Annotated in this window: 16 protein-coding genes; 10 read left to right on the plus strand and 6 right to left on the minus strand. The window is 67.0% G+C overall.

Going from position 1 to position 24,028, the window contains the following annotated elements; all coding sequences use genetic code 11:
- Positions 1-39: 39 nt before the first annotated feature.
- From AC07WC_RS06760 to AC07WC_RS06775, 4 genes are all read left to right on the plus strand, one after another.
- On the plus strand, positions 40-1,638 hold the full coding sequence (locus AC07WC_RS06760; protein WP_495209320.1) for a calcineurin-like phosphoesterase C-terminal domain-containing protein: 1,599 nt from the start codon (positions 40-42) through the stop codon (positions 1,636-1,638).
- Positions 1,639-1,785: 147 nt separating this feature from the next.
- Complete coding sequence (locus tag AC07WC_RS06765; protein ID WP_495209321.1) at positions 1,786-2,787, plus strand: glucokinase; 1,002 nt, start codon at positions 1,786-1,788, stop codon at positions 2,785-2,787.
- 33 nt (positions 2,788-2,820) lie between these two features.
- Positions 2,821-3,819, plus strand: coding sequence for a glycosylasparaginase (locus AC07WC_RS06770; RefSeq protein WP_495209322.1), 999 nt, complete (start codon positions 2,821-2,823; stop codon positions 3,817-3,819).
- Positions 3,816-4,568, plus strand: coding sequence for a copper homeostasis protein CutC (locus AC07WC_RS06775; protein ID WP_495209323.1), 753 nt, complete (start codon positions 3,816-3,818; stop codon positions 4,566-4,568). The genes AC07WC_RS06770 and AC07WC_RS06775 overlap by 4 nt, the downstream gene beginning before the upstream one ends.
- A gap of 114 nt (positions 4,569-4,682) precedes the next feature.
- Here AC07WC_RS06775 and AC07WC_RS06780 read toward each other — a convergent pair whose 3' ends face one another.
- Entirely contained in the window at positions 4,683-7,751 is a 3,069-nt protein-coding gene (locus tag AC07WC_RS06780; RefSeq protein WP_495209324.1) for a TonB-dependent receptor, read from the minus strand.
- Between the two features lie 568 nt (positions 7,752-8,319).
- On the opposite strand from AC07WC_RS06780, the gene AC07WC_RS06785 reads away from it, so the two are divergent.
- The 6 genes from AC07WC_RS06785 (at position 8,320) to AC07WC_RS06810 (ending at position 18,325) form a co-directional block, all read left to right on the plus strand.
- On the plus strand, positions 8,320-10,806 hold the full coding sequence (locus AC07WC_RS06785) for a GH92 family glycosyl hydrolase (protein WP_495209325.1): 2,487 nt from the start codon (positions 8,320-8,322) through the stop codon (positions 10,804-10,806).
- A 118-nt stretch (positions 10,807-10,924) separates the two neighbouring features.
- Complete coding sequence (locus AC07WC_RS06790) at positions 10,925-11,968, plus strand: LacI family DNA-binding transcriptional regulator (protein ID WP_495209326.1); 1,044 nt, start codon at positions 10,925-10,927, stop codon at positions 11,966-11,968.
- A gap of 44 nt (positions 11,969-12,012) precedes the next feature.
- Positions 12,013-13,323: an L-fucose:H+ symporter permease gene (gene fucP / locus AC07WC_RS06795; protein WP_495209327.1), complete on the plus strand. Its 1,311-nt coding sequence runs from the start codon at positions 12,013-12,015 to the stop codon at positions 13,321-13,323.
- A gap of 7 nt (positions 13,324-13,330) precedes the next feature.
- Positions 13,331-14,326 carry a carbohydrate kinase family protein gene (locus tag AC07WC_RS06800; RefSeq protein ID WP_495209328.1) on the plus strand — a complete coding sequence of 332 codons (996 nt, stop codon included), beginning with the start codon at positions 13,331-13,333 and terminating at the stop codon, positions 14,324-14,326.
- Positions 14,323-15,516 carry an AGE family epimerase/isomerase gene (locus tag AC07WC_RS06805; RefSeq protein ID WP_495209329.1) on the plus strand — a complete coding sequence of 398 codons (1,194 nt, stop codon included), beginning with the start codon at positions 14,323-14,325 and terminating at the stop codon, positions 15,514-15,516. The genes AC07WC_RS06800 and AC07WC_RS06805 overlap by 4 nt, the downstream gene beginning before the upstream one ends.
- 163 nt (positions 15,517-15,679) lie before the next feature.
- On the plus strand, positions 15,680-18,325 hold the full coding sequence (locus AC07WC_RS06810) for a beta-mannosidase (protein ID WP_495209330.1): 2,646 nt from the start codon (positions 15,680-15,682) through the stop codon (positions 18,323-18,325).
- Positions 18,326-18,467: 142 nt separating this feature from the next.
- Here AC07WC_RS06810 and mtnC read toward each other — a convergent pair whose 3' ends face one another.
- The 5 genes from mtnC to AC07WC_RS06835 form a co-directional block, all read right to left on the minus strand.
- A complete protein-coding gene (mtnC, locus tag AC07WC_RS06815) occupies positions 18,468-19,166 on the minus strand; it encodes an acireductone synthase (RefSeq protein ID WP_495209331.1) in 699 nt (232 codons plus the stop codon).
- Positions 19,167-19,169: 3 nt separating this feature from the next.
- The gene (locus AC07WC_RS06820; RefSeq protein ID WP_495209332.1) at positions 19,170-19,733 is read right to left on the minus strand and encodes a 1,2-dihydroxy-3-keto-5-methylthiopentene dioxygenase; all 564 of its coding nucleotides are present in this window, start codon (positions 19,731-19,733) and stop codon (positions 19,170-19,172) included.
- A gap of 117 nt (positions 19,734-19,850) precedes the next feature.
- The gene (locus AC07WC_RS06825) at positions 19,851-20,492 is read right to left on the minus strand and encodes a methylthioribulose 1-phosphate dehydratase (RefSeq protein WP_026069746.1); all 642 of its coding nucleotides are present in this window, start codon (positions 20,490-20,492) and stop codon (positions 19,851-19,853) included.
- Between the two features lie 473 nt (positions 20,493-20,965).
- Positions 20,966-22,393, minus strand: coding sequence for an amino acid permease (locus AC07WC_RS06830; RefSeq protein WP_495209333.1), 1,428 nt, complete (start codon positions 22,391-22,393; stop codon positions 20,966-20,968).
- A gap of 68 nt (positions 22,394-22,461) precedes the next feature.
- Positions 22,462-23,940 carry an amino acid permease gene (locus tag AC07WC_RS06835; RefSeq protein ID WP_495209334.1) on the minus strand — a complete coding sequence of 493 codons (1,479 nt, stop codon included), beginning with the start codon at positions 23,938-23,940 and terminating at the stop codon, positions 22,462-22,464.
- Between the last annotated feature and the right edge of the window lie 88 nt (positions 23,941-24,028).

Below are 24,028 nucleotides of genomic sequence, written 5' to 3' on the forward strand. Positions count from 1 at the left end.
CGGCTCTACAATTCCCCACCCCCGACCGGACCGCCCCCGATGACCCGTACTGCTGCCTGGCTGGCTTGCCTGCTGTTGATGACTTCGCCTGCCTGGGCGGCCGCAACGACCGTCACCGGCAAGGTGTATCAGGAGCGCGACGGCAAGCCGGGGCGCGGCCCGACCGATCCCGGCCTGGCCGGCGTGCAGGTCTCCAATGGTGAAGTGATCGTGCGCACCGCCGCCGATGGCAGCTACAGCCTGCCGGTGCGCGACGGCCAGACCGTGTTCGTGATCAAGCCGGACGAGTACCGCTTCCCGGCCGCCGCCAATGGGCTGCCGTCGTACTGGCGCCACTATGTGCCGCAGGGCTCGCCGAAGCTGAAGTACGACGGCATCCGTGCCACCGGCAGCGCGACCCGCAACTGGGATTTCGCGCTGGAACCGGCCAAGGATACCGATGCCGCGCGCAACGGCTTCGAGATGCTGGTGTTCACCGATTCGCAGACCGCCAGCCGCCAGGACATCGGCTACTACCAGCGCGCCATCGTCGACCCGATCATCGGCAAGCACCCGGCGCGCCTGGGCACCACCTTGGGCGACATCGTCAATGACGACCTGAGCCTGTACCCGGCCATCAACAAGGTCACCGCCCAGCTGCAGGTGCCCTGGTTCCACGTGCCGGGCAACCACGATCTGGATATGGACGCCGGCAGCGATGCGCACTCGCTGGACAGCTGGCGCGCCGTATACGGCCCGGACACCTATGCGGTGGAAGAGGGAGGGGCGAGCTTCGTGTTCCTCGATGACGTGGTCTACGACCCCAAGGCCAAGCCGAGCTACGTGGGCGGCCTGCGCGCGGACCAGTTCACCTTCCTCGGCAACTACCTCAAGGGCCTGCCACGCGATCGCCTGATCGTGCTCGGCATGCACATCCCGCTGTTCGATGCGGCGCCGGGCCGTGAGACGTTCCGCCATGCCGACCGCGCGCGCCTGTTCGCGCTGCTCAAGGAGTTCCCGAACGTGCTGGTGCTCAGTGGCCACAGCCACACCCAGCAGCACTACTACCACGGTGCCGCCGAAGGCTGGGAGGGCCGCAAGCCGCTGCACGAGTACAACGTCGGCGCCGCCTGTGGTGCATTCTGGTCCGGGGCGAAGGACAGCAGCGGGATCCCCGATGCGACCATGAGCGATGGCACCCCGAACGGCTACGCGGTGTTGTCGGTCAAGCCCGGCGGTGAGTACGGCCTGCGCTACTACGTGGCGCGCGCGCCGGACGATTACCAGATCGCCCTGCATGCGCCGAAGGTGCTGCGCCAGGGGGCGTATCCGGCGTGGGGCGTGTACGCCAACGTGTTCATGGGCCAGGCCGATTCGCTGGTGGAGTATCGCGTGGACGATGGCGCCTGGCAGCCGATGAAGCGCGTCGAGCAGCCGGACCCGCGCCTGCTGCAGGAAAACGTCGCCGACGACAGCGCCGAGCGCCTGCGCGGCTACGACCGCTCGCCGGAAGCCACGCCGTCGCCGCACTTGTGGCGCGGCGCGCTGCCCACCCACCTGGCGGTGGGGGAGCACAAGGTGGAAGTGCGCGCGGTGCAGGGCGATGGCCCGACCGCCACGGCCAGCACCAGCTATCGCCTGCAGACCGCCAAGCCCTGAGATCGCCACGCCGGTGTTTCAGTACGGCGCTGTATGGCGCAGGCGGCTTTGCATTCCCCCGGCGATGCCTGAGAATCGCCGGGATTCAATCGATTCAACCAAGGCAAGCGAGTGAGCGAAGCGGCACCGGTTCTGGCTCAACCTGAGGTGTCGCCGACCGCGGCCCACCGGGATTCCACTCCCGACACGCTGATCGTGGCCGATGTCGGCGGTACGTTCGCCCGGGTCGCGCTGGCCACCGTGCGTGCGGGCGCTGCGCCACAGCTCAGCGGCCTGCGGCGCTATGCCTGCGCCGACCATCCTGGCCTGGCCGCGATCCTGGCCGATTTCATCGCCACGCTGCCGACAGCGCCGGACACCGCCGTGGTTGCGATCGCCGGCCTGCTGGACGGCGACCATCTGGTCAACACCAATCTGCCGTGGCCGGTCTCGGTCGCGCAGACCCGTCGCGCATCGGGGCTGGCGTCGCTGGCGCTGATCAATGATTTCGAAGCGGTTGCCTATGCGATTCCGCACGTGGCGCCGGAGACCCTGGTGGCTCTCAACGGCGATCCGGAGGCGGGCCCGCGCTGGCCGGCGCTGGTCCTGGGTCCGGGCACTGGGCTGGGTGCGGCGCTGCGCTTTGAAGGTGGCGAGCGGCCGGTACTGGCCAGCGAGGCCGGCCATGCCGCGTTGAATGCCTGCAACGCGCTGGAACTGGAGGTGCTGTCGCGCCTGCTGCAGCGCTGGGACCACGTGGACAACGAGCGCGTGCTGTCCGGTGGCGGCCTGATGAACCTGTATCCCTGCCTGTGCGAGATCCGTGGCGTCACCCCGCACTGGACCAGCACCGAGGCGCTGATCGCGGCCGCGCACGAAGGCGTGGATCCGCTGGCGGTGGAGACACTGGAAGTGTTCTGCGCCTGGCTTGGCAGTCTGGCCGGCGACCTGGCCACCACGTTTGGCGCGCGTTCTGTGTACCTGGCGGGCGGTATCTCCACGCGGGTCGATCGCTTCCTGCGTGATGGCCGTTTCCGCGCGCGTTTCCTGGCCAAGGGCGTGATGCACGACGTGCTGCGCCAGGTGCCGATCTGGCGGGTGGACCACGGCGAACTTGGTGTTCTTGGTGCGGCGGTCTGGCATGCGGAGCATCGCTGTATCGTCGCGTGATTCCTTCCTTGTCCGTTCGCTGGAGACATACCCATGACTGACCGCAGGCGATTCCTCCAGGCCGGTGCCCTGGCCGCTGGCGCCCTCGCGCTGCCCACATTGCAGGCACGCGCGGCCTCCGGTGCGCGCGTCGTGTCCACCTGGGATTTCGGGGTGGGGGCGAACCAGGTCGCGTGGAAAACGCTGTCTGCCGGCGGCTCCGCGCTCGATGCGGTCGAGGCCGGCGCGCGCTGGGCGGAGAGCGACCTGTGCAATCCAACGGTCGGGCGCTGCGGCAATCCGGACCGCGATGGCGTACTGAGCCTGGATGCCAGCATCATGGACGGCGATGGCCGCTGTGGGTCGGTGGCGGCGCTGAGCGATATCGCGCACCCGGTCTCGGTGGCACGGCGGGTGATGGAACAGACGCCGCACGTGATGCTGGTCGGCGAGGGTGCGCAGCAGTTCGCGGTGAAGCAGGGCTTCGAGCGGACAAAGCTGCTCACCCCGGAAGCCGAGAAGGCCTGGCGTGAGTGGCTCACGACCGCGCAGTACACCCCCGAGATCAATGCCGAGCGGCGCAGCCGTCCTGGCGACAGCAGCAACCATGACACGCTGGGCATGCTCGCCATTGATGCCCAAGGGCGTCTGGCCGGTGCCTGCACCACCAGTGGCATGGCCTGGAAGATGCACGGTCGGGTCGGCGACAGCCCGATCATCGGGGCGGGCCTGTACGTGGACAATGAGGTCGGTGCCGCCACCGCTTCGGGCGTTGGTGAGGAGATGATCCGCAACGCGGCCTCGTTCCTGGTGGTCGAGTTGATGCGCCAGGGTCGCTCGCCGGCCGAGGCCTGCCGCGAGGCGATCGCGCGGGTGGTGCGCAAGCGCCCCGAGGCGAGCAGGACCCTGCAGGTCTGCTTCCTTGCCTTGAACAAGCACGGTGAGGTCGGCGCGTATGCGCTGCATCGCGGCTTCGTCTACGCGGTCTGCGACAAGGACCGGCAGGACGATCTGCGTGATTCCGCGTCGGTGTACACGAGCGGGCAGACGTGAGCGCGCCGCACCGGCGGCTGGAGATCGCCTCGAACTCGGTAGCCTCCGCGCTGGCTGCCCAGCAGGGTGGCGCGGATCGGATCGAACTGTTCGACAACCTCGCCGAGGGCGGCACCACCCCGTCGCAGGGCAGCATCGCGGTCGCCCGTGATCGCCTGCGGATTCCATTGTTCGTGCTGATCCGGCCGCGTCCTGGCGATTTTCTTTATACCGCGCTGGAGACCGAAATCATGCTGCGCGACATCGCGCACTGCCGCGCGCTCGGCTGCGATGGGGTGGTGATCGGTGCCCTGGATGCCGACGGTGGCATCGATATGCCGCTGTGCCGCGAACTGGTGGCGGCGGCGGGTCCGCTCGGCATCACCTTCCACCGTGCCTTCGATGCCGCGCGTGATCTGCCGGCGGCGCTGGAGCAGATCGTGACGCTGGGCTGCCAGCGCATCCTGAGCTCGGGTGGGCAGGCCAGTGCACTGGCCGGTGCCGATGTCCTGGGTGGGCTGGTGGCGCAGGCCGGTGACCGGATTTCGCTGATGGCGGGCGCGGGCATCACTGCGGCCAACATCGCGGAGGTTGTCGAGCGTAGCGGTTGCCGTGAACTGCACGCCTCGGCCAAGGCCACGCAGCACTCGGCGATGCGCCACCACAATCCGGCGCTGATCGGGTTGTCGCCGGACTGGAGCGTCACCGACGCGGCACATGTCAGCGCACTGCGCACAGCCTTAACGGGGACGGAGGTAGTTAATCCGTGACGCGTGGCTGCAATTAACTACCTCCGTCCCTGTTAAAAAAAAACGGCAGCCGCCTGTACCAGCGCAGCTGCCGTGGAGGACCGTTGCCCCGCCCGGAGGCGGGCCAGGTGATGCTTAGAACTTCCAGTTCACGCCGAAGTACAACTGGCGGCCGGCGTAGATGTTGGACAGCAGGCGGGCTTCGCTGTCACCGCCGATGTAGCTCTGCAGCTCGGACTTAGTGGCGTTCAGCACCGAGGCGGTGACCGTCCAGTCCGGGGTGATGTTGTACGCCACGTTGAGGTCGAGCTGGTCGTAGGGCTTGGTGTAGGTGGTCAGGCCGTTGTTCAGGCCGCCCACCACTTCGCCACGGCGGTTGTACGAGGCGCGGGCCAGGATCGTGTCGTTCTCGTAGAAGATCGTGACGTTGGCCTGGTTCTTGGCGCTGCCCACCAGCGGCGAGGCACCGATTTCTTCGCCATCCAGCACGATCGAGGCGAGGTTGGTGTCGTTGTAGGTGTAGTTGGCCTGTACGCCGAAGCCCATGTCGAACGTGTACTGACCGTACACCTCCACACCCTGCGAGACGCCATCACGACCGTTGGCTTCCGTGGCGTACTTCTGCACGGTGACCGTCTGGCCGCCGACCGTCATCTGCTGGTCGCGCACCACCGGGACGGTGAAGTTGTCCACGTTCTTGCGGAACAGTGCCACGCCCGCGGCGGAGCCCGGCTTGAAGTACCACTCCACGCCGAGGTCGAACTGGATGGCCTTGAACGGTTCCAGGTTCTTGTTGCTGCCGGAGCCGTACCAGCCGGGGGTGTCAGTACCGCCGGCGACGCGGCGGTCGTTGCTGTATTCCTCGCTGATGTAATTCAGGCCGCCCGGGTAGGCGATGCTGGTATAGCCCGGACGTGCGATGACCTTCGACGCTGCACCGCGCAGCACCAGGCTGTCGGTGATGTCCCAGGCGATGTTGAAGCTCGGCAGGAAGTCGGTGTACGTCTTGTCGAGCGAGCTGAGCGTGTAGACCTTGTCGCGGACCTGGTTGTCCGGCAGGCGCACGAAGCCGCCCTGGCAACGCAGGGTCGGATCCGCGGCCGGATCGTCGCAGCTCATCGGCGAGCCGTTGGCGTTGTCGACGAAGTAATCGTTGAAGCGCTCGACCGAATCGCTGGACTGGGCGAACTGCTCGGTGCGCACCACGCGCACGCCGACGTTGCCGCGCAGGCGCTCGGTACGGAAGTTGGCCTGGAAGTAGCCGGAGTAAATCTTCTCGTTGACGTCGTAGACGAAGTCTTCTTCGGTGCGGTTGTGCGAGCCGCCGTAGGTCTGGTTGAGGTAATTGATGTAGGCCGGGTAGTTGATGCCCGGGAACACGTTGGCGTTGAAGCCACCGGCGATGTTGCTGATCGGGTTGGACAGGAAGAAGCCCGGCTGTGCATCGCCGGCGGTCGAATCGCAGCCGGCCTGGTAACGGTTGTTGTCGTAGTCGGCCGGGTCCAGGCCCTGGCACACCCAGTAGGTGTTGCCGGTGTTGCGGTGGACTTTGCCGTCACGGTACTTGGTGCCGAACTGGATCGAGTCCAGCCAGCCGGTTTCAAACAGCTTGGTGAAGTCGGCCTGGAAGTAGTTCTGTTCGACCTCGGTCTGCATCCACGACGAGTCGGTCGAGCCGGTGTCGACTTCGGCAATGCCGGCCATCAGCTGCTGCTGCAGGTCCGGCGAGAACTGCACCGACGGCGTGCCGGTCAGGTCCCACGCGGTGTACTGATTGCCCGACAGGTAGTCCGCACCGACCTTGCGGCGCGGCTTGGCCGACATGCGGAAGTTCATCGACGGGCCGCCTTCGGACCACGTGCGGCCACCGGTGAACGACGCCTTCCACAACGGGCTGATGTCCCACTCGACGGACAGGTCGGCGGTCTGCGACAGCGCCTTCTCCTTGCTGTAGCCGCCGGTCAGCTGCGGGGTAGGGAGGGTGCAATCGTCCGGACCCCAGCCGCCCGGCGCCAGGCCAGCCGCTGCTGCCTGTTCTTCGCTGCAGATGTAGGCCTTGCCCGGCAGCTTTTCGAACTGCGCGCCGGTCACGATGCTGCCGCTGGGATCGAAGTCGAGCCCGTTGAGCAGCCGGCCGCCGGCCCAGTTACCGTCGCCGTTGAAGCGGGCCATGCTCCACTCCGGCACCTTGAGCATGTTCTGGGTGTAATCCCCCTGCAGCTCGAAGCGGAAGTAGTTGGCGGTCAGGGTCAGGTTGTCCAGCGGCTTGAACTGGAAGGTCAGCTGGCCGCCCTTGCGCTCGCGCTTCTCTTCCTTCACGGCGAAGTTCACCGAGGTCGGCATGAAGAAGTCGCTGTAATTGCCGCCCGTCTGGTTGTTGAAACCGGACTGGCCCCACCAGTAGTGGATGCCATCCTGCGGCAGCACATTGCCGTTGGCATCACGCGCGTCGCCGGCGCCATACCACTGATAGTCCTCGGTGCTGGCTTCCATCGTGCGGCTGGTGCGCTTCTGCTGCGTCACGCCCACCAGCACACCGAAGCGTTCGTCCTTGCTGTGCCAGGAGTAGAGCGCCGAGGCCTGCGGATCGATGTCGTGGCTGGTGTCCGACGAGGTGCCTTCCAGATTCACGTACCCGGAGTTGGCCTCCATGTCGAGCGGACGGCGGGTGTGCAGGATCACCGTGCCGCCGATGCCGCCTTCGTCGATGCGCGCTTCCGGCGATTTGAACAGTTCCGCGCTGGACAGCATGTTCGACGGCAGCAGCGTGTAGTTGAACGAACGCGACGCCTCGTTGTTGGTTTCCGAGGTGGCGACGTAATTGCCGTTCAACTGGGTGAGGGTCAGGTCGGGCGCGAGGCCGCGCACGCTGACGCTCTTGCCTTCGCCGCCGCTACGCGTGATCACCACGCCGGGCACGCGCTGCAGCGCATCGGCGACGTTCTTGTCGGGGAACTTGCCCACGTCCTCGGCGGTGATCACCTCGACCACGGCGTTGGCGTCGCGCTTCTGCTGCAGGCTCTTTTCGATGGCGTAGCGGTAGCCGGTGACGGTCACGCTGTCGAGCGTGGTGGCATCAGGGGTACCGGTCGCGGCCGGGGTCGCTTGTTGCGCGAACGCGCTGGCGGGCACGACAGCCGCGGCCAAGGCGCTTGCGATGGCCGCGGACAACGTAACGCGGCGGTGCATGCGTGACATCTTCATTCCACTCTCTCCCTCTCCTGGATTGAAACGGTGGCGATACGAATTCTTTGAATCGATCTAATGTTTGAAGCCCATGTTCCAGAGCGTCGAGTTGCCTGGCGCGTCCCGCATGCATCGCGTGGGGCAGTCCCCCGGCTCCCCACTTCCGGCAATCGTGACCGTTTTAAGTTGGATCGATCTAAACGATTGGCGGGGGATTTTTAGCACGACCGGGCGGGGGACGCATGCTGCTCCGCAATATGGACGCGGTGCGTGCTTTCGCTTGACCCCGACCGATCCCGCGGCGTGGCTGGTTTCACGGCTCCAACCCCGTGGGGCGCCCGATGGGAGGAAAAGTGCGCCGCCGGGATCTGGCCCCGCCCGTCACTGCGCAGCGCCGGTCAGCGTGGGCAGCCGTCGCCTGGCCGCCGATGTTGCAGCGCAGAATGCATCGGTTGAAATTCCCGTGCTTTACTTAAATCGATCTAAATTCACCGGGGTGTGGATTGGGTCGCCCAGTCCAGGGAACCAGCGGCGCCCGTCGCTACTGGTTCGCGCTGCCGCCACGTCCGCCAAGGAGTCCGTGTCCGTGACCCGTCTTTCTCACCGTCCTTCCGTCGTTCCCGCCGCCGGTGCCGTCCCGTCCCGGCGCCGCCCGCTCGCCGGCCTGGCCTGCCTGCTGGCGCTGAACTGCGCGCCGCTGTTGCTGCAGGCCGCGCCCGCCGCGCTGGAGCGCGAGGTCAACACCTTCATCGGTAGCAAGGACGATGGCAATACGTTCCCGGGCGCTTCGGCGCCGTTCGGCCTGATCCAGGTCAGCCCGATCGGTGAGCACTACGCGGGCTGGCGCTACGACGATCCGAAGATCCGGGGTTTCGGGCATTCCTTCCTGTCCGGCGCAGGCTGCTGGGAGCAGGGCGGCCAGGTTTCGGTCCTGCCGGTGACCGGCAGCATCGGCCCGGGCGGTGACTTCGATACGGACGACGCCAAGAGTTTCGATCACAAGCGCTACGCCTCCAGCTATACCCATGACGGCGAAGTCGGGCAGGCGGGCTATTACAAGGTGCGCCTGACCAACTATGGCGGCATCGATGCCGAGGCCACTGCACGCACCCGTGCCGCGGCCGAGCGCTACACCTTCGCCGCCGATGCGGGCACCGGCCATGTGCTGGTCAACCTCGGCCAGGCCAACGAGCGCCATTCGGTGATCGGCAGCGTGGTCGACGTCGTCGGCGACCGTGCGGTGGAAGGCAAGCTGGTCACCAAGAGCTTCTGCGGTGGGCATCAGTACACCACCTGGTTCCGCATCGAGTTCGACCGCCCGTTCAAGGCGTTCGGCACCTGGGGCGAGGGCGGTGGCCTGCCCGGCGCCCGCCATGGCATGGAAGGTGAGCTCAAGCCGAGCGGCGCGTGGCTCAGCTTCGATCTGGCCAAGGGCCGCGCGGTGACCGCGGTCAGCGCGATCTCCCACGTGGACGCCGAAGGCGCGCGCGCGAACCTGCGCAGCGATGGCATGCAGGGCGATCGCCTGCTTGGCTTCGATCAGATGCGCCAGCTGGCGCAGCAGCAGTGGCGCAAGGAACTGGCTGCCGTGCGCGTGCAGGGCGGCAGCAATGACGACCGCACCGTGCTCTACACCGCGCTGTACCACGCGCTGCTGCAGCCGCTGACCGGCAGCGATGCCGACGGTCGTTACCGTGGCTACGACGACAACATCCATCGCGCCGATGGCTGGACTTACTACGAGTACTTCTCGCTGTGGGATACCTATCGCGCGCAGAACCAGTGGCTGGCCCTGACCAAGCCGGACGTCGCGCGCGACATCGGCCGCACGCTGCTGGCCATCGAAGCGCAGGGCGGCTGGCTCCCGCGCTGGGGCTACGCCAACTTCGAAACCAACGTGATGACCGGTGACCCGGTGACGCCGTTCCTGGTCGACCTGTGGCGCTTCGGCGCGCTGGCGGGCCGCGAAGGCGAGGCGTACACCGCGCTGCGCAAGAACGCGTTCGAGGTGCCGCCGATGAACTCGCGTCACGCGGGCCGTTCGGGCAACCCGAGCTACCTGGCCAATGGCTACGTGCAGTACGACCGCGCGTTCCCGTCCAAGGGCATGGACGTGGATCCGCACCACGGGGGCTCGGCGACGCTGGAGTACGCGCTGGCCGACTGCGCGCTGGCGCAGATGGCCGATGGCCTCGGGCATGCCGCCGATGCCGGCGTGCTGCGCGAGCGCGGTCGCAACTGGCACAAGGTGTGGGATCCGTCGGTGCGGGACGAGGAGGGCGACTTCAACGGCTTCCCGCGGCCGCGCATGGAAGACGGCGCGTGGTACCTGCCGGCCGATGGCAAGTACAGCCCGCGTTCGCACCATGGCTTCCATGAAGGCACCGCGTGGCAGTACCAGTGGCTGGCGCAGCAGGACGTGCCCGGCCTGGTCCAGGCCATGCACGGTCGTGAGCAGGCGGCCCGCCGCCTGGATACGTTCTTCGCCTATGACGCACTCGTGAAGTCGCCGCTGACCGCCGCGCGCAAGGAATGGGTGGTCGGCCCGTACAGCTACTACAACCAGTACCGCTACAACCCCAACAACGAGCCGGACCTGCACGCGCCGTGGATGTACACGCTGATCGGCCAGCCGTGGAAGACCGCTACCGTGGTGCGCGCCGCGCAGCAGCTGTTCACCAATGCGCCCAACGGCGTGACCGGCAACGATGACCTGGGCACGATGTCGGCCTGGTACCTGTTCAGCGCGCTCGGTCTGTACCCGGCGGTGCCGGGCAGCGGCGAGTTCCTGCTGCACACGCCGCGCTTTGCCCGCGCCGAGATCGACCTTGGGCAGGGCAGGACGCTCACCCTGAAGGCGCCGGGCGCGGATGGCCGCCAGCTGCAGTACGTCCAGAACGTCCAGGTCGATGGCCGCGCGCATGCGCCGGTGTGGCTGGACTGGGCGCAGCTGCAGCGCGGTGGCACCATCGCGTTCGCGCTGGGCAACACGGCCCCGGAGAACGGCTGGGGCACCCAGGCGGAGGCGCTGCCGGCCTCGTTCTGCGCCACGCCGGGCGCGGGGCTGGAATGAGTCACGCGCTGGCCCGCGCCATCGCCAGCCCACCGGGGCTGACCGTCGGCACGGGCACGGACCGCTGGTCAATGCGATCGTTTAGGCTTGCACCTTGCTTGAGGAACCCGACGACCCGATGAAAGACAATGCCACCCCCGCCGGCAAAGGCACGCGCGCGGTCACCGTGACCGACATCGCCGAAGCGATCGGCGTGTCGCGCGCGACCGTCTCGCTGGTGCTGCGTGGCAGCCCGCTGGTGAACGTCGACACCCGTGCCAAGGTGGAGGCCGAACTGCGCCGCCAGCGCTACGTGTACAATCGCGGCGCGGCCAATCTGCGTCGCCGGACGTCGTCGAGCGTGGCCCTGGTCATCAACGACCTGTCCAACCCGTTCTTCGCCGAATTCGCCTCCGGGGTGGACGAAGCGCTGGGCGGCAAGGGATTCGTGACCCTGCTCGGCAGCACCGGCGAATCGCCGGAGCGGCAGCAGGCGGTGCTGACCACCCTGATGGAGCACATGCCGGCCGGGTTGATCCTGTCACCGGCCGAAGGCAGCGATGCCGGGCAGCTGCGCCAGGTGCTCGGGCATGCCAACGTGCTGCTGTTCAACCGCGAGCTGCCGGGCGCCGACTGGGACTTCCTGACCCTGGACAACCAGCAGGGTGCCTATCTGGCCACGCGCCATCTGATCGAGCAGGGCCACCGCCGCATTGCGTTCTATGGCGGGCATGCAGTGTCAAGCTCCTGCCATCAGCGACGTACCGGGTATGCGCAGGCACTGGTCGAAGCCGGCATGCCGGTGCAGCCGGAGTGGCTGATCGAAACCTCGCCCAGCCGCCTGGACGCGGCCGCGCGCACCGGCGAGCTGTTCGCGCTGGATGCCGTGCCCACCGCAGCGGTCTGCTACAACGACAGCGTCGCGTTGGGCCTGATGCTGGGCCTGGCCTCACGTGGCGTGCAGCCGGGCCGCGATTTCGCGGTGACCGGTTTCGATGATATTTCCGAGGCCTCGGTGGCATCGCCGCCGCTGACCACGCTGACCGTCAACCCGCGCGAGCGCGGGCGACAGGCCGCCGAACTGCTGTTGCTGCGTCTGGATCACCCCGACGCCGCACCGGCCCGTACCGTTGCACCGGTCCAGCTCCGCGTCCGCGAGAGCAGCGGCGCGATGACCGTCTGATGGCTCCCCCAATCACCTGCTCGCGCACTGAGGCGCGTACCTGAATGCCCATCTCTCCAACGCCCCGCCTCCCCACCTCATCCTCCGCTGCGCCCGTGGTGAACACGCGCGTCGCGCTGGCCGTGGCGACCACCATCTTCTTCATGTGGGGCTTCCTCACCTGCCTCAACGACATCCTGATCCCGCACCTGAAGGCCGTGTTCGAACTGAACTACGCCCGCGCGATGCTGGTGCAGTTCACCTTCTTCGGCGCGTACTTCCTGATGTCGCTCCCGGCCGGCCGGCTGGTCGCGCACCTGGGCTACAAGAAGGGCATCGTGGCTGGCTTGGCGATCGCCGCTGTCGGCGCGCTGGGCTTCTGGCCGGCGGCCGAGCTGCGCATCTATGAAGCCTTCCTGGGCGCGTTGTTCGTGCTGGCCACGGGTATCACCGTGCTGCAGGTGGCAGCCAATCCGTATGTGGCGCTGCTCGGGCCGGAACAGACGGCCTCCAGCCGCCTGACCCTGGCCCAGGCGCTGAACTCGCTGGGCACCGCGATCGCGCCGATCTTCGGCGGCTTGCTGATCCTGGGCAACACGGTCAAGAGTGCCGATGAGATCGGCGCGCTGCCGGCGGCCGAGCAGATCGCCTACCGCGTGCAGGAAGCGCAGTCGGTGCAGGGCCCGTATGTCGGCCTGGCGGTGGCGCTGTTCCTGCTGGCGGTGTTCGTCTGCCTGTTCCGCCTGCCGGCGCTGACCGAGACCACCGAGCAGGCCGACACCAGCAAGCACACCCTGCTGGATGCGCTGCGCCATCGCCACGTGCTGTTCGGCGTGTTGGCGATCTTCTTCTACGTGGGCGCGGAAGTCTCGATCGGCAGCTTCCTGGTCAACTACCTGTCGCTGCCCAACATCGGCGGCTTCACCGAGAAGGAGGCCACCCATTACGTCTCGGCGTACTGGACGCTGGCGATGATCGGTCGTTTCGCCGGCTCGGCCATCATGACCCGGTTCTCGCCGCGCGTGCTGCTCACCCTGTTCGCGGGCATCAACGTGGCGCTGTTGGCGCTGACCATGCTCAGCCAGGGGCAGGTCGCGCTGTACTCGATCGTGGCGGTGGGCCTGTTCAATTCCATCATGTTCCCGACCATCTTCGCGCTGAGCATCGAACGCCTGGGCACGCTGACCAACAAGGCCTCCAGCCTGTTGATCATGGCCATCGTCGGCGGCGCGGTGGTGCCGTACCTGCAGGGCCTGCTGGCCGACCAGATCGGGCTGCATGAGTCCTTCATCCTGCCGCTGCTGTGCTACGGCTACATCATTTTCTACGGCCTGTCCGGTTCGCGCCCGGCCGTCGGATTCCGCCAGGGAGCTTGAGGCCACGATGTCCAAGATTGTTTGTTTCGGCGAGATTTTGATCGATCTACTTGCCCAGCCGCCGGCCACCCCGGACACCCCGCGTGCCTTCCTGCAGTACGCCGGTGGTGCCCCGGCCAACGTCGCCGTGGCCGCCGCGCGGCTCGGTGCGGATACCCATTTCGCCGGCATGCTCGGCCAGGACATGTTCGGCGACTTCCTCGCCGAGAGCCTGGCCGGTGCCGGCGTGGCGACCGACTGCATCGTGCGCACCGACGCGGCCAAGACCGCGCTGGCGTTCGTTGCGCTGGATGCCAGCGGCGAGCGCAGCTTCAGCTTCTACCGCCCGCCGGCGGCCGATCTGCTGTTCCGCAGCGCGCACTTCCACCCGAACTGTTTTGAAGGCACGCGCAGCTTCCACGTGTGCTCCAACAGCCTGACCGAGGCCGAGATCGCCGAGGCCACGCTGGAGGGCATGCGCCGCGCGCGCCAGGCCGGTGCGATGGTCAGCCTCGACCTCAACCTGCGCCCCGCGCTGTGGCCGACCGCTGTCGATCCGCTGCCGCGGTTGTGGGAAGCGCTGTCGCTGGCCGATCTGGTCAAGCTCTCGCGCGAGGAACTCGAGTATCTGGCGGCCTCGGTGCCGGGTGGTGACGCCGCGGTGGTCGAGCGCCTGCTCGCCGCGCAGGCGCAGGCGGTGGTGATCACCGACGGTGCCGCGCCGATCCGCTGGCATACCCGCCGCACGCACGGCGTGCTCACCGGCTTTCGGGTCACCACGGTCGATTCCACTGCGGCAGGCGATGCGTTTGTCGGCGGCCTGCTGTTCGGCATTGGCGAGCGCGGTGGCGACGGTACAGGCTTCGCCGCGTTCTGCCAGGACCCCACCGCGCTGGTGGAAGCGATCCGTTTCGGCGCGGCCGTCGGTGCGCTCGCGGTGACCCGCAAGGGCGCCTTCGCCGCGATGCCCAGCCTCCATGAAGTCCAGCAACTGCTGCAGCAACAACAGGATGACGCCGCATGACCACGCCGGTTCCGCCAACCCCCGACTTCCGCTCGCCCGCGTTCCTGCGCGCCCATATCGCGCAGACGATGGCGTTCTACCAGCCCAATGAAATCGACCCCAAGGGCGGCTTCTTCCATTACTACCGCGACGACGGCAGCGTCTACGATGCCAGTCATCGTCATCTGGTCAGCAGCACCCGGTTCGTGTTCAACCACGCGATGGCCTACCGCGAGTTCGGCAAGCCGGAAGATCTGGCCGCGGTCGAACACGGCATCCGCTACCTGCGCGAGGTGCATCGCAACCCGGCCACCGGCGGTTACGCCTGGACGCTGCGCGATGGTGTGGTCGAAGATGCGACCAACCACTGCTACGGCGTGGCATTCGTGCTGCTCGCCTACAGCTGCGCGCTGAAGGCCGGCATCAACGAAGCACGCGCGTGGATGGACGAGACCTGGCAGCTGCTGGAATCGCGTTTCTGGGAACCGGCGTTCGGCCTGTACAAGGACGAAGCCGATGCCGCCTGGACCTTCAGTGACTACCGCGGCCAGAACGCCAACATGCACATGTGCGAGGCGATGCTGGCGGCGTTCGAGGCCAGTGGCGAACAGCGCTACCTGGATCGTGCGCTGCTGCTGGCCGACCACATGACCCGCCGCCAGGCCGCACAGGGCGACGGGCTGGTGTGGGAGCACTACGATCGGCAGTGGCAGATCGACTGGGATTACAACCGCGACAATCCCAAGCATCTGTTCCGTCCGTGGGGGTTCCAGCCCGGGCATCAGACCGAATGGGCCAAGCTGCTGCTGATCCTGGACCGCCATGTACAGGCCGACTGGCTGGTGCCGACCGCGCGGCATCTGTTCGATGTGGCGGTGGAGCGCAGCTGGGACGCCGAGCGTGGCGGGCTGTACTACGGCTTCGCACCGGATGGCAGCGTCTGCGATGACGACAAGTACTTCTGGGTGCAGGCCGAATCGCTGGCCACCGCGGCACTGCTGGCCAAGCGCACCGGCGACGCCGTGTACTGGGACTGGTACGACAAGCTGTGGGGCTACGCCTGGCAGCACATGATCGATCACCGCTACGGCGCGTGGTACCGCATCCTGGACGCCGACAACCGCAAGTACAGCGACGAGAAGAGCCCGGCCGGCAAGACCGATTACCACACTATGGGCGCGTGCTACGAAGTGCTCAACGTAGTGCGTTGAATCCGGTAGCGCCGACCGTCGGTCGGCGGCCCCAACATCCCGGTAGAGCCGACCGTTGGTCGGCTGCTCCAACACCCCGGTAGAGCCGACCGTTGGTCGGCTGCTCCAACACCCCGGTAGAGCCGACCATTGGTCGGCTGCTCCCGCAGCCAGGCAGGTCTCCATGCGCGCGCACAGCCGTCTCCATGTCATTGCACCGGCCTGCTGGCTGTTGCTGGTCCTGCTGGCAGCATGGGCACTGCCCGTGGCTGCCGCCCCGCTGGCGGCGGAGTGGTCATTCCGCCTGCTGCCCGGTGACGCGCGCGGTGCCGCGCACCCTGACCTGCAGCAGTGGCGCCCGGCGCAGGTGCCCGGCGCGGTGCATACCGACCTGCTGGCGCAGGGGCGGATCCCCGATCCCTACGTCGGCGCCGCGGAGGCCGGCCTGCAGTGGATCGGCCTGGCCGATTGGGAGTACCGCGCACGGTTCGATGTGGATGCCAGCACGCTCGCCCGTGCGCATGCCGAGCTGGCGTTCGAAGGGCTGGACACGTTCGCCACGGTCGCGCTCAATGGCCAGCCGCTGCTGAAGGCCGACAACAGCCATCGCACCTGGCGCGCGCGGGTCGACGGCAAGCTGCGCGCGCACGGCAATGAACTGCGCATCGTGCTGCGCTCGCCGATCCGCACCCTGCTGCCGGGCGTGCAGGCGATGCCGCACAAGATCGCCGGCAACTATCCCTCGCCCTATGGCGATGAGCCCAAAGACGCGATGATCGGCAATTTCGTGCGCAAGCCTGGCTACCACTTCGGCTGGGATTGGGGCCCCCGTTACGTGACCGCCGGCATCTGGCGGCCAGTGCAACTGGAGAGCTGGGACGCGCAGCGTTTGACCACGCTGAGCGTGCAGACCCGCGCCCTGGATGCGACGCGGGCGGACCTTGAGGTTGCAGTGGAGGTGGAGAGTGCTGCTGTCGGCACTGCAGCGTTGCAGCTGGAGGTAGTGGACCCGGACGGCAAGCGCGTGGCGCGCATCGAGCGCATGCCTCTGCTCCAGGCCGGCGACAACCGTATCTCAATCCCGGTCGCGCTGCAGCAGCCGCGGCGCTGGTGGCCGGTCGGGCAGGGTGAGCAGGCGCGCTATACCGTGCGTGCCACCTTGGCACCTGGCACGACGGACGCGACCCACATCGAGCAGCGCACCGGTCTTCGCACCGTCGAGCTGCGCCGTGAGGTGGATCGCAACGGCGGGCAGGGCTTCGCGTTCGTCATCAACGGCGTGCCGATCTTCGCCAAGGGCGCCAACGTGATTCCGTTCGACATGTTCCCCGCGCGCGTGGACGCGGCGCGGATCCGACGCGAGCTGACCGCGGCGCGCGATGCCAACATGAACATGCTGCGCAACTGGGGCGGCGGTTACTACGAAGACGATGCGTTCTTCGACATCGCCGACGAACTTGGCCTGCTGGTCTGGCAGGACTTCATGTTCGGCGGCGGCATGCAGCCCGGCTACGATCCGGCCTTCCGCGCGAACGTGGTCGCCGAAGCGCGCGACAATGTGCGCCGCCTGCGTCATCACCCCAGCGTGGTGCTGTGGTGTGGCAACAACGAAGAAGAGACCGCGTGGAAGGACTGGGGCCACGGCCGCGCCCTGACCGCTGCGGATCCCGCGTTCGCCGCGAAGGTCTGGCAGGGCTACGTGGATCTGTTCGGCCATGACCTGCGCCAGGTGGTGGCCGAGGAGGGCCTGGGCGTGCCGTACTGGTCGAGCTCGCCGAGCAACGACCTGGATGAGAAGGCCAACGATTCCACCCGCGGCGACAAGCACTACTGGCAGGTGTGGGGCAATCCGGCGCTGCCGGTCACCGCCTACCTGCACGAAACGCCGCGCTTCATGTCCGAGTACGGGCTGCAGGCCTGGCCGGTGCTGCGCACGCTGGACGGCATCATTCCGGTCGCCGAGCAGCAGGTCGACAGCGCGACGGTGCGCGCGCACCAGAAATTCATGGCCGGCGAGGGCAACCAGCGCCTGCTCAAGTACATCGAGGAGGAGTACGGCACGCCGCGCGACTTCCCGGCCTTCGTGTACCTGAGCCAGGTGATGCAGGCCGACGGCATCCAGCTCGCCGCGCTCCATCACCGCGCCTCACGGCCGTATACGATGGGCTCGTTGTACTGGCAGCTCAACGACGTGTGGCCGGGTGCGTCGTGGTCGAGCATCGACTACGACGGGCGCTGGAAGGCGCTGCATTTCCATGCCAGGCGCTTCTTCGCCGACCACGCGGTGGCCGCGCTGCGCGACGAAGGCGTGACCCGGGTGAGCCTGCTCAATGATCGCCAGCAGGGCCTGCAGGCAACGTGGCGGCTGCGTGTGCTCGATGTCGATGGCACCCGGCACAGCGAGCAGCGGCACACGGTGGCGTTGCCGCCGCTGTCCGCGCTGGAGGTGGGACGATTCGCCGATGCGGACCTGCTGAAAGGGGCCGATCCCACGCGGACCGTGGCGGTGGTTGAGCTGTTCGATGGCGCGACGCTGTTGTCGCAACAGGTGGTCTACTTCGTCCCGGCCAAGGCGTTGGCGCTGTCACCTGCGAAGATCGACAGCACGCTGCGCGCGGACGGCGAGGGTGCCGTGCTGACCCTGCGTGCGCCGAAGCTGGTGCGTGCGCTGTGGATCGACTTCGACGGCGTGGATGCCACCTTGGACGACAACGCGCTGGACCTGGTGCCGGGTGAGACGGTCACCATCCGCCTGCGCAGTGAGATGGACCTGGACACGCTGCGTGATGCGCTGCGCTTCACCTCGCTTGCGGATACGAAGGCAAGGTAACGCGACGGGCGACCGGCATGGCGTCAGCCGATGGGGGAAGAGGCGACCGGTAGAGCCGACTGTTGGTCGGCTGCTTTTCTTCGATCGGCATGGCGTCAGCCGACTAACAGTCGGCTCTACCGGTCGGGTTTACCCATCGGCTCTACAGCGTGATCTGCTGGAAATTCTCGACGCGGTCGTGGCCGTGGGTGGCTTCACCACTGCGCGGCAGCGGGTAATCCTCAAGCCGATCCAGCAGACGGGTCTGCAGGCCGGCCTCGCGCGCGGCATCCAGCTCTTCGACGACATCGGACAGGAACAGGATCTGCCCGGCCGGCACGCCGATCGCCTCGACGATGTGGCGGTAGCTGTCCGCCTCACGCTTGCCACCGACCTCGGTGTCGAACCAGCCCGAGACCAGCCCGGTCAGGTCACCGGCCTCGCTGAAGCCGAAGAACAGCTTCTGCGACGGCACCGACCCGGAGGAATACACGTAGAGCGGCTTGCCCTCGGCATGCCAGCCCTTCAACACGGCGGCCACTTCGGGATAGAAGTGCGCCTTGTAGTCACCGTTGCGGTAGCCACTTTCCCAGATCATGCCCTGCAGCGCCTTGAGCGCGGTGTGCTTGCGATCCTGGTCGATCCAGCCCTGCAGCGTCTCCACGATCAGGCTGTCCTGGCAGGCGCCACCGATCTCGACCGCCACCGCGTCCAGCCAGCGGCGCACCTGCGGCTCCTGGCCGTGCGCGGCGACGAACGCCGGCAATGCCTTGCGCGCATACGGGAACAGCACGTTCTTGACGAACGAGATGCTGCTGGTGGTGCCCTCGATATCGGTGAGGATGACGGTCGGATGCGGCATGGATCAGTCGGCCTGGTGCTGTGCGGGGTGGTAACGCGGGAAGGTCTGGGCGATGTCGCTGCCGGTGAAATGGCCGACCCAGCCATCCGGCTCGGTGAAGAAGCGGATCGCCACGAAGCTCGGCTCCTCGCCCATGTCGAACCAGTGGGTGATGCCATCGGGCACGGCGATCAGATCGTTCTTCACGCACTCGATCTCGTAGACCTTGCCGTCCACGTGCAGGGTGAACAGCCCGGAGCCGGCGACGAAGAAACGGACTTCATCTTCCTTGTGGAAGTGCTCGTCCAGGAACTTCCTGCGCAGCTCTGCGCGGTTCGGGTTGTCCGGCGCGATCGAGGCGACGTCCACGCTCTTGAAGCCGTGCTTGGCGACCAGGCGGTCGATATCGGTCCTGTAGGCAGCGAACACCTCGTCCTGGCTGGCGCCCGGCGCGACCTCATGGGCCGCCTGCCAGCGCTCGAAGGTGACCCCGATCGGCGTCAGTTCGGCGGCGATCGCCTCGCCATCCCGGCTGTCGAACAGCGGGACATCCGGGGCGGTGTCATCAAATATGCGGAGTCGGCTCATGGCGGCGGCATCGAGGCGAAGAGGGGAAGGAAAGGGTACCAGTGCGGCGCCGGGGTGGGGGCGACGCACTGATGCCGATGCGCGGAATACAGATTCTCTTCAGGAATCTGAGCGCGATCAGCCGCGCAGCTTGCGCAGTTCCAGCTCACAGTGGAGCAGGAATTCGAAGGCTTCCATGTGGCGGCGCGCCTCGGCCATGGTACGGCCCCAGGCATACAGACCGTGGCCGTCGATCAGGTAGCCCCACAGCGGCTGGGTGTCGAGCAGGGCATCGACCTGTGCCGAGAGCACGTCCATGTCCTGGGTGTTGGCGAACACCGGCACATCCACCGCCATCTCGTGGGTACTGTTGCCGTGGAAGGCCTTGAGCAGCTCGTAACCTTCCAGCCGGATATGGCCCTGCGGCGCATACAGCCGCGAGGCGATGGTCTGCACCGGCGAATGGGTGTGCAGCACGCAGCCGATCTCCGGGAAGCGGCGATACAGCTGGGTGTGCAGCAGGGTCTCGGCGGACGGGCGCAGCGGCCGGCCGACGGCCTTGCCGTCGAAATCGACCACCATGATGTCGTCTTCCACCAGCCGGCCCTTGTCCTTGCCGGACACGGTGATCGCGGCATGGCGGTCATCCAGGCGGTGGGAGAAGTTGCTGCTGGTGGCCGGGGTCCAGCCGGCATGGGCCAGCTCACGGACGTTGTCGATCAGCAGCTGGGCCAGCTCGCTCAGGCGCGCGGTGTCGTACGGGAAGGTGGGGGTGCTCATGCCGGTCATTTTAGCTAGGTCAAACGCCAAAAGCAGGTTTGTCGACTGGGCCGGACGGGGTGGGGTTTGCGGGGGACGCCGCAAGTACGTCCCTGTAGGCTTATGTCGCCGCATCCATGCGGCTCATACCCCCTCAAACCCCACCCCGTCCGTCCTTCCACACAGTGAGGAGCCCGCCGGCACGAAGCCGAAGCCGAAGCTGACGCCGAAGCTGACGCCGAAGCTGACGCCGAACTGGAAGCCGAACCGGATGCCGAAGGCCGGGCGTTTGGCGTTGCATGTGACGTGGGCACCGTCACCCGCACGCTGTCAGAGGCGGGGTGGTGTGGGTTGGCGGGGGTATGAGCCGCATGGATGCGGCGACATAAGCCTCCAGGGATGGATTCACGGCGTCCCCCGCGAACCCGCACCACCCCGCCAAACCGATTGATCCACGACAGCCGCCGTTTCGGCCGTGGCCTTAAGCGTAGACCTTACTTCCCGCGCAGGCGGCTATGGCGATACCCATAACCGAAGTAGATCGCGAAACCGCCCAGCGTCCAGAAGCCCATCAGCATCCAGTTGTGGGCCGTCATCGCCGTCAACAGCGCCACGCAGCTCAGCACGCCCAGACTACAGATCAACCACGCCATCGGCATCCGGAACGGACGCGGCAGGTCCGGCTGGGTGCGGCGCAGGATCAGCACGCCGGCGCAGACCGCCGCGAACGCGATCAGCGTCCCCATCGAGGTCAGCTCGCCGAGCACGTCCAGCGGGAACACCGCCGCCAGCAGCGCGATGCCGATGCCGGTGATCACGGTATTGATGTGCGGCGTGCGGTACTTCGGGTGGATCTTGGTGAACAACGGCGGCAGCAGCCCGTCGCGGCCCATGATCATGAAGATGCGCGGCTGCGCGATCACCATCACCAGCACCACCGAGGACAGCCCGATCAGCGCGCCGATCTCCACGACCACGCGCAACCAGCCCAGCTGCGGATGCGCCGCCACCGCGGTCACCACCGGCTCATCCGTGCCCAGCAACTGGTACGGCACCAGGCCGGTCATCACCGCCGCCATGGCGATGTAGAGCACGGTGCAGATCACCAGCGAGAGCAGCATGCCGATCGGCATGTCGCGCTGCGGCTTGTGCGATTCCTGCGCGGCCACTGAGACCGCTTCGAAACCGATGTAGGCGAAGAACACCATCGCCGCACCGCGCAGCACGCCATCGAAGCCGTACTTGCCCGGGCCTTCGTTGTCCGGAATGAACGGGGTCCAGTTGGCCGGGTCCACATACTTCCAGCCGACCACGATCACCAGCACGATCAGCGCGGTCTTGAGCACCACCATCGCCATGTTCATGGCCGAGGATTTGCTGATGCCCACGTAGCACAGCCAGGTCAACAGCAGCACCAGCACGGCGGCTGGGAGGTTGGCGATGGCACCGGTCGGGCGCAGCTGGCCATCCAGCGGCGCACCGACCAGCGCGGCCGGTAGATGGATGTCGAAATGGCTGAGCAGGCTCAGGAAATAACCGGTCCAGCTGACCGCCACCGCCGAGGCGGAGACGCCATATTCCAGCACCAGCATCCAGCCGATGAACCAGGCCGAGAGCTCGCCGAACGTGGCATAGGTATAGGTGTAGGCGCTGCCGGAGACCGGCACCATCGCCGCGAATTCGGCGTAGGCCATCGCGCAGAAGGCGCAGCAGATCGCGGCCAGCACGAACGACAGCATGATCGCGGGGCCGGCGTGGTTGGCCGCGGCCTGGCCGGTGATCACGAAGATGCCGCCGCCGATCACCGCGCCGATGCCCAGCGCGGTCAGGCCCCAGGGGCCGAGGGTACGGCGCAGGCTCAGGCCGTTGGCGTCTTCATGGGCGGCGTGCGGATGCTTGGTGGCCCACAGTTGCTTGAACATGGTTTGGAATTCTTCTCAGGCGCGACGTAACAAACGACCGGGCCGGCACTGGGCCGGCCCGGCAGCACTCAGGCGTTCTTCTTGTTCAGCTTGCTGTGGCGGATGCCGTAGCCGAAGTAGATGCACAGGCCGAGCAGGGTCCAGGCGACGAACAGGTGCCAATGCACCACGAATGCCTGGTAGAACAGGAACAGGCAGGCCAGCGCGCCCAGCGGGCAGATCACCCACACCATCGGCACGCGGAACGGACGCTCCAGCTCCGGGCGGGTGTAGCGCAGGATCAGTACGCCGATGCAGACCGTGGCGAAGGCCAGCAGGGTGCCCATCGACACCAGTTCGCCCAGCACGTTGAGCGGCACCATGCCGGCCAGTGCCGCGGCGATGACGCCGACCACGATCGTGCTCCAGTACGGGGTCCGGAAGCGCTTGTGGACCTTGCCGAAGATCTTCGGCAGCAGGCCGTCGCGGGAAATCGTGTAGGCGATGCGGGTCTGGCCCATCATCATCACCAGCACCACCGAGGACAGGCCGGCGATCGCGCCGATCTCCACCGCGGTCTTCAGCCAGGACAGGGTCGGGTAGGGCTCCAGCGCGGTCGCGACCGGCTTGTCGGTGCCCAGCAGGTGGTACGGCATCATGCCGGTCAGCACCGCGCAGACGATGATGTAGACGATGGTGCATACCGCCAGCGAGCCGAGCAGGCCGATCGGCATGTTGCGCTGCGGGTCCTTGGTCTCACCGGCGGCGGTGGAGACCGCATCGAAGCCGATGTAGGCGAAGAACACGATGGTCGCCGCACGGAACACACCGCTCCAGCCGAATTCGCCGGACACGCCGGTGTTCTCCGGAATGAACGGGGTCCAGTTGGCGGGATCCAGGTGCGCGGCGCCGAAGCCGATGAACAGGCAGATCACGGTGACCTTGATCGCCACGATGATCGCGTTGACGAAGGCCGACTGGGTCACGCCGACGTACAGCAGGCCGGAGACGGCCGCCACGATCAGCACCGCCGGCAGGTTGAACAGCTTGCCCGAGGCGATGAACTCGTGGCCGGTCCAGGCGATCGGCGCGGCACTGAGCGCATCCGGGAACGGCATGTTCAGCGTGGTGGTGATGAAGCTGATCAGGTACGCCGACCAGCCCACCGCGACCGAGGCCGAGGCGAACAGGTACTCCAGCACCAGGCACCAGCCGATGAACCAGGCCATGCCTTCGCCAAGGGTGGCGTAGGAGTAGGAGTAGGCGCTGCCGGAGACCGGCATCATCGCCGCGAACTCGGCGTAGCACAGGCCGGCCAGCGCGCAGGCGAAGCCGGCGAACACGAACGACAGCATCACCGCCGGGCCGGCATGGTTCGCCGCCGCCTGGCCGGTGAGCACGAAGATGCCGGCACCGATCACCGCACCGATGCCGAGCAGGATGAGATGTTTCGCTGTGAGGGTCCGTTTCAGTGTGGGCTCGCCGTCCAGGCTGCCTTCGATGGGCTCGCCGGCATCGACGTGCGGTGCCGGTGCGACCGGTTTGACCCTCAACAGAGACTTCAGCATGCAGTGCTTCCCTAAATGAACAAAGGTGAGGCGCGCGGTACATTGCCGCACGCCCTGATGGCGACTGGGCGCCCCAGCGGTGCGGGGC

Source organism: Stenotrophomonas sp. GW821-FHT01H02A (genome assembly GCF_059422145.1).

What these genes read in the sequence shown, in the direction of transcription:
- AC07WC_RS06810 (WP_495209330.1), top strand. Translation starts at nt 15,680, where the DNA reads ATGCGCGCGCACAGCCGTCTCCATGTCATTGCACCGGCCTGCTGGCTG.
- AC07WC_RS06835 (WP_495209334.1), bottom strand. Translation starts at nt 23,940, where the DNA reads ATGCTGAAGTCTCTGTTGAGGGTCAAACCGGTCGCACCGGCACCGCAC.
- AC07WC_RS06780 (WP_495209324.1), bottom strand. Translation starts at nt 7,751, where the DNA reads ATGAAGATGTCACGCATGCACCGCCGCGTTACGTTGTCCGCGGCCATC.
- AC07WC_RS06800 (WP_495209328.1), top strand. Translation starts at nt 13,331, where the DNA reads ATGTCCAAGATTGTTTGTTTCGGCGAGATTTTGATCGATCTACTTGCC.
- AC07WC_RS06790 (WP_495209326.1), top strand. Translation starts at nt 10,925, where the DNA reads ATGAAAGACAATGCCACCCCCGCCGGCAAAGGCACGCGCGCGGTCACC.
- mtnC (WP_495209331.1), bottom strand. Translation starts at nt 19,166, where the DNA reads ATGCCGCATCCGACCGTCATCCTCACCGATATCGAGGGCACCACCAGC.
- AC07WC_RS06825 (WP_026069746.1), bottom strand. Translation starts at nt 20,492, where the DNA reads ATGAGCACCCCCACCTTCCCGTACGACACCGCGCGCCTGAGCGAGCTG.
- AC07WC_RS06760 (WP_495209320.1), top strand. Translation starts at nt 40, where the DNA reads ATGACCCGTACTGCTGCCTGGCTGGCTTGCCTGCTGTTGATGACTTCG.
- AC07WC_RS06770 (WP_495209322.1), top strand. Translation starts at nt 2,821, where the DNA reads ATGACTGACCGCAGGCGATTCCTCCAGGCCGGTGCCCTGGCCGCTGGC.
- AC07WC_RS06805 (WP_495209329.1), top strand. Translation starts at nt 14,323, where the DNA reads ATGACCACGCCGGTTCCGCCAACCCCCGACTTCCGCTCGCCCGCGTTC.
- fucP (WP_495209327.1), top strand. Translation starts at nt 12,013, where the DNA reads ATGCCCATCTCTCCAACGCCCCGCCTCCCCACCTCATCCTCCGCTGCG.
- AC07WC_RS06830 (WP_495209333.1), bottom strand. Translation starts at nt 22,393, where the DNA reads ATGTTCAAGCAACTGTGGGCCACCAAGCATCCGCACGCCGCCCATGAA.
- AC07WC_RS06820 (WP_495209332.1), bottom strand. Translation starts at nt 19,733, where the DNA reads ATGAGCCGACTCCGCATATTTGATGACACCGCCCCGGATGTCCCGCTG.